The 14626-nt window shown below is 38.0% G+C and carries 17 protein-coding genes and 2 riboswitches; of the genes, 6 read left to right on the top strand and 11 right to left on the bottom strand.

Going from position 1 to position 14626, the window contains the following annotated elements:
• Window positions 1-149: 149 nt before the first annotated feature.
• Window positions 150-338, bottom strand: a riboswitch (cobalamin riboswitch).
• 74 nt (window positions 339-412) lie between these two features.
• From ribH to katA, 6 genes are all read right to left on the bottom strand, one after another.
• Window positions 413-880: a 6,7-dimethyl-8-ribityllumazine synthase gene (gene ribH / locus BANA01_RS27835; protein ID WP_063255557.1), complete on the bottom strand. Its 468-nt coding sequence runs from the start codon at window positions 878-880 to the stop codon at window positions 413-415.
• Between the two features lie 39 nt (window positions 881-919).
• Window positions 920-2050: a bifunctional 3,4-dihydroxy-2-butanone-4-phosphate synthase/GTP cyclohydrolase II gene (locus BANA01_RS27830; protein WP_063255556.1), complete on the bottom strand. Its 1131-nt coding sequence runs from the start codon at window positions 2048-2050 to the stop codon at window positions 920-922.
• Window positions 2051-2074: 24 nt separating this feature from the next.
• Entirely contained in the window at window positions 2075-2734 is a 660-nt protein-coding gene (gene ribE, locus BANA01_RS27825) for a riboflavin synthase (protein ID WP_063255555.1), read from the bottom strand.
• 175 nt (window positions 2735-2909) lie between these two features.
• Window positions 2910-3057, bottom strand: a riboswitch (FMN riboswitch).
• 93 nt (window positions 3058-3150) lie between these two features.
• Entirely contained in the window at window positions 3151-3621 is a 471-nt protein-coding gene (locus BANA01_RS27820; protein ID WP_063255554.1) for a GyrI-like domain-containing protein, read from the bottom strand.
• 115 nt (window positions 3622-3736) lie between these two features.
• Window positions 3737-4585 (bottom strand): oxidoreductase, encoded by an 849-nt coding sequence (locus BANA01_RS27815; RefSeq protein ID WP_063255553.1) that lies wholly within the window; start codon window positions 4583-4585, stop codon window positions 3737-3739.
• Between the two features lie 137 nt (window positions 4586-4722).
• Complete coding sequence (gene katA / locus BANA01_RS27810; protein ID WP_063255552.1) at window positions 4723-6183, bottom strand: catalase KatA; 1461 nt, start codon at window positions 6181-6183, stop codon at window positions 4723-4725.
• A 218-nt stretch (window positions 6184-6401) separates the two neighbouring features.
• Here katA and BANA01_RS27805 point away from each other — a divergent pair, with 218 nt between their 5' ends.
• Together BANA01_RS27805 and BANA01_RS27800 are read left to right on the top strand one after the other, a co-directional pair.
• Entirely contained in the window at window positions 6402-6605 is a 204-nt protein-coding gene (locus BANA01_RS27805) for a hypothetical protein (protein WP_063255551.1), read from the top strand.
• Window positions 6605-6811, top strand: a complete 207-nt coding sequence (locus BANA01_RS27800; protein WP_063255550.1) for a YwbE family protein — start codon at window positions 6605-6607, stop codon at window positions 6809-6811. The genes BANA01_RS27805 and BANA01_RS27800 overlap by 1 nt, the downstream gene beginning before the upstream one ends.
• A 212-nt stretch (window positions 6812-7023) precedes the next feature.
• On the opposite strand, the gene BANA01_RS27795 is transcribed toward BANA01_RS27800, so the two are convergent.
• From BANA01_RS27795 to BANA01_RS27785, 3 genes are all read right to left on the bottom strand, one after another.
• Window positions 7024-7224 (bottom strand): cold-shock protein, encoded by a 201-nt coding sequence (locus BANA01_RS27795; RefSeq protein ID WP_045515670.1) that lies wholly within the window; start codon window positions 7222-7224, stop codon window positions 7024-7026.
• A 189-nt stretch (window positions 7225-7413) separates the two neighbouring features.
• Complete coding sequence (locus BANA01_RS27790) at window positions 7414-8166, bottom strand: Cof-type HAD-IIB family hydrolase (protein WP_063255549.1); 753 nt, start codon at window positions 8164-8166, stop codon at window positions 7414-7416.
• 211 nt (window positions 8167-8377) lie between these two features.
• Entirely contained in the window at window positions 8378-8683 is a 306-nt protein-coding gene (locus BANA01_RS27785) for a hypothetical protein (RefSeq protein ID WP_063255548.1), read from the bottom strand.
• A gap of 312 nt (window positions 8684-8995) precedes the next feature.
• Here BANA01_RS27785 and qoxA point away from each other — a divergent pair, with 312 nt between their 5' ends.
• Genes qoxA through qoxD form a run of 4 tightly spaced genes read left to right on the top strand, consistent with a single transcriptional unit; the run spans window position 8996 to window position 12768 of the window.
• Entirely contained in the window at window positions 8996-9904 is a 909-nt protein-coding gene (qoxA, locus tag BANA01_RS27780) for a cytochrome aa3 quinol oxidase subunit II (RefSeq protein ID WP_063255547.1), read from the top strand.
• A 37-nt stretch (window positions 9905-9941) separates the two neighbouring features.
• Window positions 9942-11885 (top strand): cytochrome aa3 quinol oxidase subunit I, encoded by a 1944-nt coding sequence (gene qoxB, locus BANA01_RS27775; RefSeq protein ID WP_063255546.1) that lies wholly within the window; start codon window positions 9942-9944, stop codon window positions 11883-11885.
• Window positions 11886-11888: 3 nt separating this feature from the next.
• Window positions 11889-12485 (top strand): cytochrome aa3 quinol oxidase subunit III, encoded by a 597-nt coding sequence (gene qoxC, locus BANA01_RS27770; RefSeq protein ID WP_063255545.1) that lies wholly within the window; start codon window positions 11889-11891, stop codon window positions 12483-12485.
• A gap of 1 nt (window position 12486) precedes the next feature.
• Window positions 12487-12768: a cytochrome aa3 quinol oxidase subunit IV gene (gene qoxD / locus BANA01_RS27765; protein ID WP_063255544.1), complete on the top strand. Its 282-nt coding sequence runs from the start codon at window positions 12487-12489 to the stop codon at window positions 12766-12768.
• A gap of 15 nt (window positions 12769-12783) precedes the next feature.
• Here qoxD and BANA01_RS27760 read toward each other — a convergent pair whose 3' ends face one another.
• Both BANA01_RS27760 and BANA01_RS27755 read right to left on the bottom strand, forming a co-directional pair.
• Window positions 12784-13047: a hypothetical protein gene (locus tag BANA01_RS27760; RefSeq protein WP_063255543.1), complete on the bottom strand. Its 264-nt coding sequence runs from the start codon at window positions 13045-13047 to the stop codon at window positions 12784-12786.
• Window positions 13048-13184: 137 nt separating this feature from the next.
• Window positions 13185-14504 carry a hemolysin family protein gene (locus BANA01_RS27755; protein WP_063255542.1) on the bottom strand — a complete coding sequence of 440 codons (1320 nt, stop codon included), beginning with the start codon at window positions 14502-14504 and terminating at the stop codon, window positions 13185-13187.
• Window positions 14505-14626: the final 122 nt, after the last annotated feature.

Genomic DNA, 14626 nt, shown 5'->3' with positions numbered 1-14626 from the left:
ACTCCAATCAACAGGTTCTAAAATCATCAGTGTCCTTCAACACAGCCAAACAAAAAAACATCTCCACGTCACGTAGAGATGTTGGTTTGATTAAATGCCATTATAAAATGACTCTAGTCGTCCACACCTCCCTATCCTCGTAGGTTCTTTTTGGGGCACAAGATTAGGCAGGTTTCCTGGCTCATGTTCATTGCTCCCTGCGTCTTCCCATCAAATTGACAGTGACATTATGCAGGTTGCTCACATTTACAGTGGCGGGACCGCGTTGGATTTTAACCAACTTCCCTTTTAAGCTAAAAATCATTAAGATTTCCAGCACCTATTCTTCGATAATTTTTTTATGATAGACTTATTATATAGTATATAAAAATGAAAGCTATATTTTTATGCAAATTTCGTCAAAAACTTTATATTATTCGAAACTACGCAATAAATTTGCCATCTCAATCGCACCAGTTGCAACATCCCAGCCTTTATTTCCAGCCTTCGTTCCGGCACGCTCAATTGCTTGTTCAATCGATTCTGTTGTTAAGACACCAAAAATAACAGGTATACCGCTATCCAGGTTAATTCTTGAAACGCCCTTTGCTACTTCATTACAAACATAGTCAAAATGTGGTGTAGATCCGCGGATTACCGTTCCTAATGTAATAACTGCATCATACTTTTTACTAATGGCCATTTTCTGAGCCACTAGAGGAATTTCAAATGCACCTGGTACCCAAGCAATTTCAACATCTTCTTCGCTTACCCCATGTCTTTTAAGGGCATCTTGGGCACCGCTTAATAATTTACTTGTAATAAACTCGTTAAAACGACCTACAACGATTCCTATCTTTAAACCTGTTCCAACTAAATGACCTTCATAAATATGTCCCATTATAATTCCTCCAACATTTTTGTGTAATAGATATCGTTTTTATTTTACCTTTTCCTCGTTAATTTCCATTTGCAAAGCTACCGTTTCAACGACTTCAAGATCAAATCCCTTGATTCCTTTTATTTTTCGCGGGTTATTCGTTAATAGCTTCATTTTACTAATCCCTAAATCCTTTAATATCTGAGCTCCAATGCCGAATTCACGTAATTCAGCTCCATTTTCATCTGCCTCAACAGTGTCATGATTTTCCTCTTGTTGCTGATATTCCCGCAATTTATTGATTAAACCACTGCCTTGGCGCATATAAAGGAGGACTCCGTTTCCTGCTTTTTCAATTTGGCTTAATGCTGCATGCAGCTCTGATCGGCATTCACACCGGTAAGAGCCGAAAACATCACCGGTTAAACACTCGGAATGTACACGAACAAGGATAGGCTTCTCGGGATCTATCTCACCTTTTATTAACGCTAAATGCTCTTTACCATCAATGACGTTTGAATATCCAGCAGCTTTAAATTCACCAAACTCTGTAGGTAAATTAATTTCGGCTTCTCGTTTAACCAGCTTGTCCTTCTTATTGCGATATTCAATTAAATCTTTAATGGTGATCATCTTGACGTCAAGTTCATTGGCAATTTTCCGCAGCTCCTGAACTCGTGCCATGGTTCCATCCTCATTCATGATTTCACAAATGACTCCAGCAGGCTTTGAGCCGCATAGTCTTGCTAAATCCACTGCCGCTTCGGTGTGTCCAGTTCTCCGTAGAACCCCTCCTTTTTTGGCCACCAAAGGGAAAATATGCCCTGGCCGCTTGAAATCAGAAGGCTTTGATTCCGGATCCAGCATACTTAGTACGGTTGCGGAACGCTCAAATGCTGATATTCCAGTTGTTGAATATTTATGGTCAATACTGACAGTGAAGGCAGTGCCATGTACATCTGTATTGACTGCTACCATTGGAAACAACTCCAATTTCTGTGCTAATTCTTCGTCGACTGGGACACAGATTAAGCCTCTTCCATGTGTGGCCATTAAATTGATGACCTCAGGTGTTGCTTTTTCAGCTAAGGAGACAAAGTCACCTTCGTTTTCTCGGTCCTCGTCATCACAAACAATGATGACTTTTCCGTTTTGTAAATCGATTAAGGCTTCTTCAATTTTATCAAACACGTTTCATCTCTCCTTTCTTTGTCTTTAAGCAAAACCATGTTCTTCTAAAAAGCTCGCACTAATACCCGATGAACTTTTTTTGTTACCGGTATTTTGTTTGCCTGTTAGAAAGTTCCCTACATACTTTCCGATCATGTCGCATTCTAAATTGACAATATCACCTGATTCTTTAAAACCAATAAGACTTTCAGATAATGTATGGGGAATGAGAGATAGAGTAAATGTTTCCTCTGTAACTCCAAACACAGTTAGGCTTGTACCATCTACGGCAATCGATCCTCTTTCTATTACATATCTTAGAATGTCTGGTGAAGCTTCAATTTCATAATAAACCGCATTTTCCACCGGTTTTTTACTTTTAATTACACCAGTTCCGTCAATATGACCTGATACGAAATGCCCTCCAAACCTGCCTCCTGCAGCCATGGCTCTTTCGAGATTCACTTTTGCTCCAGATTTAAGAGTACGTAAGCTAGAGGCTTTAACTGTTTCAGGCATAACATCTACCGTAAACTGTTTATTTGAGAAGCTAGTCACGGTTAGACAAACCCCGTTAACTGATATGCTGTCCCCAAGGTGAACATCCTCTAAGATTTTTTTCGCATCAATTGTAAGTACAAATGATTCCCCACTTCGCTTAAGATTTGCTACTACTCCTAATTCTTCAATAATACCGGTAAACATAGAATTTGTTCTCCTTACCTTTTTTTTGCAAATGAATGCAAAAATTTTGCCTACTAATAATCATAAAAGAATAAAAAGGACCCTGAAGAAACATACTCTTCAGGGTCCTTGGAAAAGGCAATAAGAAAATAGGGCTTATAAAAGGGTAGACTGCTCCCTTGGATTAAACCGGATTTTTTTCCTTCTCCCATCCAGACTTTAACTGTCGGCTCTGGAGTTTCACCAGATCCACCGCTTAAACTTTCGTTTAACCGGGTCACGGACTAAGAAGCGCATGCTTCATCACCGCCGGTTAGGAATTTCACCTGACCCCGAAGGAATTATTCAACTATATGATTATTATTAGTATACCTAATAGTTGTGAGAATTGCTAAAAAAAAAATCAAGGAGTCAAAAATTTCTCGATCACCTCGTGATCAATAACCGTTTCCATACGTTTTTACAGGCAGATAAAGTTCAATCTGGATCTCTTCTTCATTAGCCAAATCTTTTTGTTTATAGACTTCTAAACTCAGGGCATGATCATCCAACTCATAGCCATATTCTTGCATCCAAATCAACGTTTCTCGATATGTATTCTCTACTTCTGACAGACTCCCCTTATGCAATGTGCAAACATAATTTTTGCGAGGAATCGTAAACCCTACCATTCCCTCCGGGACATTTTCCAGCTTTTCAACTGGCGTTGTTACATAATAAGTTAATTCTGTTTCTCTGCTATGAAAAGGAGCGATTAAGATAGAAGTATTGGTTTGATTGGGTACCTCATCGATCCGCTCTTTCATCGCATCAAATAATTCAGGAATGGTATTCAATTGTGAATAGGTGCCGCTCCACGAAATTCCAACTACCTTCATTTCTTCTTTTTCTAGCACTTGGATATTCAAACAATTCCCTCCTCTATGTTGTTCATCTATCTATTATTCTCAGTGTTTCCCTGAAATCCCTTCCTAAAAACGACAATATCATGAATACTTACCGTTTGCCGCTGCCTTACTATTACTATTTTTGAAACAGTTTAGTTATGATTATTTTTTCCCACAACCGCCATGGTAAAAAATCCCTCAAAAATATTGAAGCCTTAACACCACGACCAATGGGATACCTTATGTCCGGGGTTTCCATTCCCGCAATTCCAGCTATTTTCCTTGCAACTTCAAGTGGGTCGCCAAAGCTATTTTCTCCTTCTGTAATGTATTTTTCTATTTTTTTCATATAATTCTGATAAGGAGAGTGAGAATGCAATGATTTTGCTGCGACCTGTTTGCCTGTTGACCAGATATTTGTTTTGTATGACCCCGGTTCAATTAATACCACCTTCACACCAAATGGCTGCATTTCTAAGCGAAGGCTCTCACTCCAGCCCTCAATGGCATGCTTTGAAGCAATATAGGGCGAAAGACCAGGAAAGGCTACCCTTCCGCTTATGCTGCTAACATTGATAATACATCCATGGTTTTGTTTCCTCATTACAGGTAAAAAGGCCTTGGTGACAGCAATAACGCCAAATACATTCGTTTCAAATTGTTGTCGATATTCATCCATTGATATTTCTTCAACAAAGCCCGCACCGGCATAACCAGCGTTATTAACCAAAACATCCACTCTTCCAAACGTAGCAATTACCCGTTCATGAAATGCTAATATTGAATTTTCATTGGTAACATCTAATTCACAAATGACAATTTTGGATTCAACATCATACTTCTTTGCCTCCTGTAACAGGTCACTCTTTTTATTGATGTTCCTCATTGCAGCAACAACAGTAAAACCCTTACGAGCTAATTCGATAGAGGTAGATAAACCAAATCCGCTGGATGTACCGGTTACAATTGCTATTTTGTTCTTCATCATTTATCTCCCTTCAGATAAGAAAAGTTTAATACGTTGCAATTGCAAAAGCTGTCGAAAATCAACATTTTTTCTTAGAAAATTAGAAAATAACAAAAAGACTGTCGTATTGAACAGTCTTTTTGTTATTTTCTATTCTATTTCACTTCTTGTGGGATAGCTAAGCCTAAACCCTGTGCTATTCTTTCACCATACTCAGGATCAGCTTTATAAAAATGTTGAATTTGACGATGTTTTATATCGTCTCTCTCAACAGGCTTCATCGCACCAACTACTGTCTCAATTAAACGCATACGCTCTTCTTCAGACATTAAGCGATAAAGATCTCCAGCTTGTGTGTAATGATCATTGTGGTCGTAAGAAACACTATCTGCAACACCTGAAACTGGGAATGCTGTTGTTTTTGCTTCTGGTGACTCTGTTGGACCGCCCAAACTGTTCGGTTCATAATAAACGGACCCACCGCCATTATTGTCAGAGCGCATTTGACCATCACGTTGATAGTTATTGACTTCTACTTTAGGACGGTTAATAGGAAGCAGGTTGTGGTTCGCGCCAACACGGTAACGGTGCGCGTCTGAATAAGCAAATAATCGGCCCTGCAGCATTTTATCTGGCGAAGGCTCAATACCAGGCACCAGTGTTCCAGGTGAGAAGGTTGCCTGCTCTACTTCTGCAAAATAGTTTTCTGGATTACGGTTTAATAAGATTTGTCCCACTTCAATTAATGGGTAATCCTTATGTGACCATACTTTCGTTACATCAAATGGATCAAAACGATAAGTATCAGCGTCTTCTAAAGGCATGATTTGAACATATAACTTCCATTTAGGGAAGTCGCCTTTTTCAATCGCATTAAATAAATCTTCAGTATGATAATCCGGATTTTCACCTGCAAGCTTAGCCGCTACGTCATTGGACATATTTTTAACGCCTTGCTCTGTTTTAAAGTGATACTTTACCCAAACAGCTCCCCCTTCTCTATTTACCCATTTGAAAGTATGACTTCCATATCCGTTCATATGACGAAGCGTTGCAGGAATTCCACGATCACCCATCAAGTATGTGACTTGGTGTAATGATTCTGGTGACAAGGACCAGAAATCCCATACCGCATTTGGATTTTTCAAGTGAGTCCGCGGATCTCTTTTTTGTGTATGAATAAAGTCTGGGAATTTAATCGCATCTTTGATAAAGAAGATAGGAGTATTGTTCCCTACTAAATCATAATTTCCTTCTTCTGTATAAAACTTAACAGCAAAACCACGCGGGTCCCTCACGGTATCACTTGAGCCTAATTCTCCTGCTACAGTTGAGAATCGAATAAACATCGGTGTGATTTTTCCAACACCATTAAATAGTTTTGCTTTCGTATATTTTGACATATCATTGGTAACTTCAAAATATCCATGTGCCCCAGCACCTTTCGCATGTACAACCCTCTCAGGCACTCTTTCACGGTTAAAGTGTGCTAATTTTTCTAGTAAATGCACATCTTGAATTAATGTTGGTCCACGGAAGCCTGCAGTCATCGAATTCTGATTATCTCCTATTGGTGCTCCGTAGCTTGTTGTTAAATTTATATTATTGTTACTCATTTAATCACCTCGTAAACTATTTAATCACTACTCAAATAGATTATAATATAAATTAAATTAAAATCAATACTAAATTATAATAATTATTAGATAGAATTAAATTTAAATAGGTCCCCTTGATATTTGAAGGTATAAAAATTTAAAGACGAATTGTTAATTTACTCATAAATAGATTATACTGAGGGTATGAAAGTACATTTTTTCAGGAGGATTTCCTAATGTCAGAAAACAATCAAAGTAACCAAAATGAAGAACCAAAAAAGAAAATGAGTTTGCAGGAAGCGATGAAACAGCAGTTGGCGAATAAGAAGAACAAAGTTGCAGCGGCGAATAACACCCAAGGCGGTCTTCAAAATAGCCAAAAAATGAAAAGCCAGCAGACGAAAAAAGTAAGTAATACCCGCAGGAAAATGGGTGTTTAATGAACGGGAAAAATAGAAAAGACATCACCGCCGGTACTGAGGTTAAGATTGTACTTAAGGCTGATCAAAGAACTGGAAAACTTACAAGTGGTGTCGTGAAGGATATTTTAACAAACTCAAGTTTCCATCCACATGGGATAAAGGTAAGGTTAATGGATGGTCAAGTTGGAAGAGTGCAGGAAATAGTGACTTCAAAGTCGATCTAATAGGTAAAATGAACTGTCCCTAGGTATGAATTTCCCATATGAACCCCATACTATAAATAACCATTTTACTTATCACATAGTAAGCCTCCACTTCTTGTGGAGGTTTTTTTATCTTTTGTCCGTTTTCTGGCTCTCATATCATATGTAAGATTATAAAGAACAATAAAAAAACAGACTCATAATTAGAGTCTGTTTTTGATTTAGAAGGTTAATTATGCTTTACGAACGTTAACCGCTTGTGGACCACGTTGCCCATTTTCGATTTCAAACGTTACTTCTTGACCTTCATCTAACGTTTTGTAGCCTTCGCCTTGAATTGCAGAGAAATGAACGAATACGTCGTCTCCTCCGTCACGCTCAATAAATCCAAAGCCTTTTTCACCGTTAAACCATTTTACTTTACCATGTTCCATCTTTGTAGCTCCTCCTAGCATGTAACAATTACATGAAATTGCAATATAGTCTTGCCCGATTATTATAACCAAGAGAAATTATTTTTAAACAATTCCCTCTTGTATATATAGTATTTCACAATTGTATTAATTTTATTTCAGGAAATTTAATTTTCCAGCTGAATAATGGTTAATAGTTCGCAAATGAAACTATTGCAGCACCCATTTCTGTATTGCTTTAGCAACACCATCTTCATTATTTGAAGATGTCACCCATACAGCAGCCTTTTTTATCGAATCCTGAGCATTTCCCATCGCAATGCCTAAACCTGCTTCTTCGATCATAGCCAAATCATTAAGACTATCGCCTACTGCCATGACACTGTTCATATGTATTCCAAGACACTCACAGACTAATTTCAGTCCTTTTGCTTTATTAATCCCAGCTGAGTTTACCTCTATATTGGTTGGAGTGGAGTTGCTTAATTCAAATTCCCCGCGGGCCTGTAACTCTTTTAAAATTTTGTCTCTGGTAGGGAAATCTTTAATGTTAAATCCAAATTTCAGCCATTCCTCTCCATAAATATCTTCCGGCATTTCATCAAACCAGTTTCGCCTCGTACTGATGGCCCAGTAACGGACCTTATGCTTTTTAGTAAGTTCTACCATCCATTGAATGGAATCAGTATTCACAAGACTCCTTTCCACTAGCTCCCTTTTTTCATCCCAGATTTCACTGCCATTTACCGTCACCAAATACGACGATAATGCTAAAGAATCTGCATGTTTTTCACATTTTCTAAGTGAGCGTCCAGTGCTCAGGACAACATAAATTCCTTTTTCTTGAGCCTCCTTAATCGCCTGACGGTTGGCTTCTGATATCTCATGTTGATCGTTCAACAGAGTACCATCCATATCAAGTGCAATTAGTTTTATCCCGTTCTTACTATTGAAATCTCCCATATGCAATCAACTCCTTTAAAAACCATACATTTTTAGAGTACACCATCATCATTTATCGTCAAAACAACGATTGTTATAACCAAAAATCTCTTTACTATCGTAAGGTTTTTAGATTATAGATAAGTACTTGGATTATATGAAGGGATTTTAAAAATTATAATCAAAAACCACCTGAATCCATACCAGGTGGTATTCATTTATCTTTATTAAATTAATGATGGTGATGATGACCGCCTATAGATGGGTTGGTAATTACCCACTCTTCTTTTGGAACATGGAACAGTTGAATCCATACTCCATCCAAAAATTCATCTCGCGTATCAAGAATAAAATCAATCTCTTTATCCGTTTTAACTACTTCATCATGTTCTGTTGGAGTATCTAGCATTAAATCATAGTGAGCGTGATCGCCATGCATATTGGTTACATACACACGAAACAATTTCCCTTCTGCTTCTGGTCCTTCCAACATTTTCTTCAATGCTTTCGCTGCGTGGCGATTAATTTTGACATTCATGTTTGTCTCCCCTATTCAATTGGTATACATATTCATTATCCCATTAATAGGCAAAAATAGACAATTATTTTATTTTCACCACATCCTGGGGCTATATTTTAATGGAATTTAAAACCTTAACAAATTTGTCACAAATTCTTCAAAAAACGTATATAAACATCACACCATTGTTGTTAATATATGTGGTAGAGATAATGACACTAATTACGTAATTATTATTAGGTAGTAATTATTTTAGATAAACTTCCAAATAAGTTTGTGAACGAATTCACGAACAACCACCATGATAATTAATGAGAGGAGTCAAAAAACATGCACAAAAAGGGTATTAAAGCGGCTTTCATTTCAGTGTTTTTTACAGTCATTACCGTATTATCTGGATGTGAGCCATTACTAGTCTTGGATCCTAAGGGTCCTCAAGCAGAAAGACAGGCAAGTGACATCCTATTATCGATAGGAATTATGTCCATTATTGTCATTGTTGTTTTTGCCTTGTTAGTCTATATGTTAGTAAAATATCGTGCTTCTAAACAAAAAGCAGATTATGAACCACCACATATTGAGGGAAACCTTTGGGTCGAGGTCATTATGGTAGGTATTCCGGTATTAATTGTTGCTTTTCTATCTTATGTATCCGTTCAAAGTAACTATATTGTAGAAGCAAAACCAAAAGGATATGAAGACACAAAGCCATTAGTGGTTTATGCTTCATCCTCTGATTGGAAATGGCATTTTAGTTACCCAGAAGAAGGAATTGAAACAGTTAACTACTTATATATCCCAACAGACCGGGCACTTGAATTTAGACTGTATTCTTACGGACCTATTACAAGTTTCTGGATTCCGCAGTTAGGCGGGCAAAAGTATGCCATGTCTGACATGGTTACCACCTTACATTTAGCAGCAGATGCCCCTGGCGAATTCATGGGTCGAAATGCAAACTTCTCTGGTAAAGGTTTTGCTGAAAATACTTTTAATGTAACAGCCATGTCTCAAGAGGATTTTGACGATTGGGTGAAGGAAGTAAAAGAAACCGCTAAGCCAATTACCGAGAAAAAATTTGAAGAATTATTAGAACCAGGTCACCTAGGGCGGCAAACTTACACTGGGACTCACCTAGAATTTTCACCGCCGCCAACAGGTCATGAACATAGCGAAGAATCATCTGAAACAGAAACTAACACAGAATCACATACCGGACACGAAGGTATGAGTCATTAATATAAAAGTAATCTTCCCTTGAAAGGAGATATAATAAATGGATTTCTTTGATCGATTTGCCGTTCCACATCCTAGTCTTGCGATTTATGCCTCGATGGCTGCCATTGGGCTTACAGTCATCGCAGTTTTTGCCGGATTAACTTATTTTAAAAAATGGGGCTATCTATGGCGCGAATGGTTAACAACGGTTGACCACAAACGAATTGGTATTATGTATCTGCTCTCTGCTCTTCTTATGCTATTTAGAGGCGGGGTTGACGCCATTATGATGCGTGCTCAGCTGGCAGTACCTGAAAACACCTTACTTGACGCACAGCATTATAATGAAATTTTCACAACACACGGGATCGTTATGATTCTCTTCATGGCAATGCCTTTTATTATGTTCTTTATGAACTTTGTCGTTCCACTACAAATTGGAGCACGTGACGTGGCCTTCCCACGTTTGAATGCATTGAGCTTCTGGTTATTCTTTATGGGTGCCATGCTGTTCAACATTTCATTCGTTGTCGGCGGCTCACCTGATGCAGGCTGGACTTCTTACTTCCCGCTTGCAGGAACAGAATTTAGTAAATCTGTAGGATCAAACTATTATATGATTGCGATTCAGATTGCAGGTATTGGTACATTAATGACTGGTATTAACTTTATCACTACGATTCTTAAAATGAGAGCACCTGGTATGACATTAATGAAAATGCCAATGTTTACTTGGTCTGCATTAATTGCCAACGTCATCATCGTTTTCGCGTTCCCAGTATTAGCTGTTTTACTTGCAATGGGAACGTTGGATCGTCAAATTGGAACTCACTTCTTTACGATGGATAATGGTGGTATGGATATGCTTTGGGCCAACATATTCTGGGTTTGGGGACACCCTGAAGTGTATATCTTAATTCTTCCTGCATTTGGTATTTATAGTGAGGTTATCTCAACTTTTGCACGCCGTAACTTATATGGCTATAAATCTATGGTTGGATCGATGGTTCTCATTTCGCTTCTTTCCTTCTTTGTATGGCTGCACCACTTCTTTACCATGGGGCAAGGAGCTTTAACAAACAGTATCTTCTCGATTACAACCATGGCAATCGCCGTACCTACAGGTGTAAAGATTTTCAACTGGCTGCTTACACTTAGAAAAGGTAAAATTGTTTTTACAACACCAATGCTTTACAGTATGCTTTTCATTCCGTTATTTACGCTAGGCGGGGTAACCGGGGTTATGCTTGGGATGTCAGCAGCAGATTATCAATATCATAATACGATGTTCTTAGTTGCACATTTTCATAATGTAATTATTCCTGGGGTTGTTTATGCAATGCTTGCAGGACTGCATTATTACTGGCCAAAAATGTTTGGATTCATGTTAAACGAAAAAATTGGTAAATGGACCGCATGGCTGCTATCAATCGGTTTCGTCCTAGCCTTCATGCCTATGTATATTTCTGGTTTAGATGGTCAGGCACGCCGTATGTACACCTACTCTGAAGCTGCTGGATTTGGCGCAATGAATATGATTTCGTTCGTTGGTGCTGCGATTATGGCCATTGGTTTTGTGTTAATCGTCTATAATATCTACTATAGTACTCGATATGAAACAAGAGATATTAGTAACGATCCTTGGGATGCACGTACGTTAGAATGGTCAACACATACACCAGTACCAGAATATAATTTTGCTATTTTACCAGAAGTACGTTCCAATGAAGCTCTATGGGACGCGAAGAAAAATGGTCATGTATTATTTAAAGGTGAATACGAGAAAATTCACATGCCAAATAATAGCGGTATCCCATTTATCATGAGCTGTATCTTCTTTGTATGGGGATTCTCTTTTATTTTCAGCTTATGGATTCCGGTAATCCTTACGACAATTGGAATCTTCATATGTATGGCTCTACGTTCATTTGAACAAGACCATGGCCGTTATATCTCTGTAAAAGAAATTGAAGAAACAGAAACAAATTTGCGAGGTGCTTAAAAAATGAAAATAGATAACTCGCTTCCATTAGAATATAGTACCGAAGAAAACAGTTTGAAAATCTTAGGATTTTGGATCTTCCTTGGGGCCGAGATTATGCTTTTCGCTACCCTGTTCGCAACCTATTTCACGTTAGAGAATAGAACTGGAAGCGGACCAACGGGAGCAGAAATTTTCCAAATCACTCCTGTATTATTTGAAACAATCTTACTTTTAACAAGCAGTTTTACAGTTGGACTTGGAATTCATGCCATGCGTATCGGGAACAAAAAGGCAATGATCTCATTCTTCTCGATTACCCTGCTCCTTGGACTTGCGTTTTTGGGCGTAGAGATCTTTGAATTTGTTACGTATGTACATGAAGGTGCCAGTATCCAAACGAGTGCATTTACAGCAGCTCTCTTAACCACCCTTGGAACTCATGGAGCACACGTTACACTTGGATTTTTCTGGGGATTATTTATTATTCTGCAAATCAAAAAACGTGGATTAACTCCACAAACAACCAATAAAGCATTTATCTTCTCGCTATATTGGCATTTCCTAGATGTTGTTTGGATTTTCATCTTCAGCTTCATCTACTTGAAAGGAATGATGTAATATGAGCCAATTATTTCCGATGAAGCAAGTACTTGGTTTTGTATTCTCTATACTCCTGACAACCGTTGCATTAGCCGTATACTTCCTTGATATGTCTTTTGCAGCAGGCATGACAATCCTTCTTGTCACAGCATTCATCCAAGCGGGACTACAATTAGTTGTTTTCATGCACGCTGGAGAAACAAAGGATAAAGGTGCCATTTACACAAATGTATTTTACGGTTTAATAATAGCACTGGTAACAGTGTTTGGAACGCTGCTAGCAATGATTTGGGATATGTAATTAAAAAAGGAGTACCTATTGAATAGGTGCTCCTTTTTTTGTTCTCATTGGAACAACTTTCGTCCCTATATATGATTTTTCCAACATTTCATCTGTTACGACCAAGAACACACCGATCAGAAAAATAAATACAGCGCCAACACATGTTCCAATTCCAATTGGCACTAAAAGATTGTAACCGGTTACAAGTAAACCAACAATAAAAGTCAATATTCCAATAGTTAAAATGGTTAGGCCGGCATATGTCACAGCATTTAGGAATTTCTCTCTACTTCTCATAACCACATATCCCCTTTCTCTATATTATTAATTATTGACTCTGTTCACAAAATTGTCAAACTTTTTTTCTCAATTTCACACACTTTTCTTGACATTAAAAAAACAAGCAATTCTCCATTCGGAGAAATTGCTTGTTTTTAAGGTTTTTGTTCAGCAGTAAATACTTTTTTTGCTTCTATTAAAAGTATATGATGGCCTTGAATTTCTTTTACTGTGAAGAGGATACCCTCCTCCTCTATCTGATCACCTTTTTTGGCGTCAAAATTACGGGTCAAGAACCAGCCGCCAATCGTATCTACTTCTTCAGAGGATAAATTTGTCCCTAAGATATCGTTTACTTCCCCCACTAACACCTTTGCATTGAATAAGTAGTGATCGGGATTTATTTTTCGAATTTCGGCCACTTCGTCGGTGTCGTATTCATCCCGTATTTCTCCGACGATTTCCTCTAATATATCCTCAACAGTGACCAATCCAGAAGTCCCCCCATATTCATCAAGCAGAATGGCCATATGGGAACGTTCCTTTTGCATCTTAACCAGCAAATCATGAATAGGAATGGATTCAATGACTCGAATGACTGGCTTTAACATGGACTGCAAGGTAGTATCCTTCAGAATCTCCTCCCTTTTAATCTCTTCCGTCAATATTTCTTTAATATTGATGAGTCCTAAAATATTATCCTTATCTCCATCGACTACAACTGGATACCGTGTATATTTTTCTCTCTTTATAACTTCCTTTACCGTTTCAATGCTGTCATTCATATTCATCGTAACCATTTCTGTTCTCGGAACCATGATTTCTTTGGCAATTCTTTCGTCAAATTCAAAAATATTATTGACGTACTCCAATTCACTTTTGTTGATTTCTCCACTTTCATAGCTCTCTGATAATAATATCCGCAGTTCTTCCTCTGACAGTCCTAATTCATTTTCCGAGACAGATTTAAACCCAAACCATCCCACGATGACGCGCGCTGAATGATTTAATACCCAGATAAACGGGTACATAATTTTGTAAAACAAAATTAATGGTTTTGAAGTCGCAAGTGTAATTTCTTCCGCTTTTTGGATAGCAACAGTTTTTGGAGCAAGCTCTCCAATGACAACATGTAAAAACGTAACCGAAGCAAAGGCTAAACCAAACGATACTACATGGGATAAAGCTTCATTCAACTCCATCCGCTTAAATAACGGGAACAACAAGCTTTCAACGGTTGGTTCTCCGAGCCAGCCAAGACCCAAGGCTGTAACCGTTATTCCAAGCTGACAGGCTGATAGATATTCATCAAGGTGAGTTGTCACATGTTTAGCTGCTTCAGCCCCTTTTTTACCTTCTGCGATTAATTGTTCAATTCTAGATCCCCGTACCTTCACGATAGCAAATTCCGTCGCAACGAAATATCCGGTTAACGCAATTAATAATGCAATTAAAAGAAGATTTATGATTGTCAATGGCTCACCTTACATGGTGTAAGGCTTACACCTCCATAAAAATATATGTATACATTATTCATACCCATAAAAAGCGTTTTTTACTGAAGGCTGTGTTAATAAGCCTGTTGATTTCCACTCCA

The organism is Neobacillus niacini NBRC 15566 (assembly GCF_001591505.1).
GTDB classification, from domain to species: Bacteria; Bacillota; Bacilli; order Bacillales; family Cytobacillaceae; genus Neobacillus; species Neobacillus niacini.
Note: the sequence above shows the minus strand (reverse complement) of the source record. Positions and strands in the feature narration are given on the sequence as shown.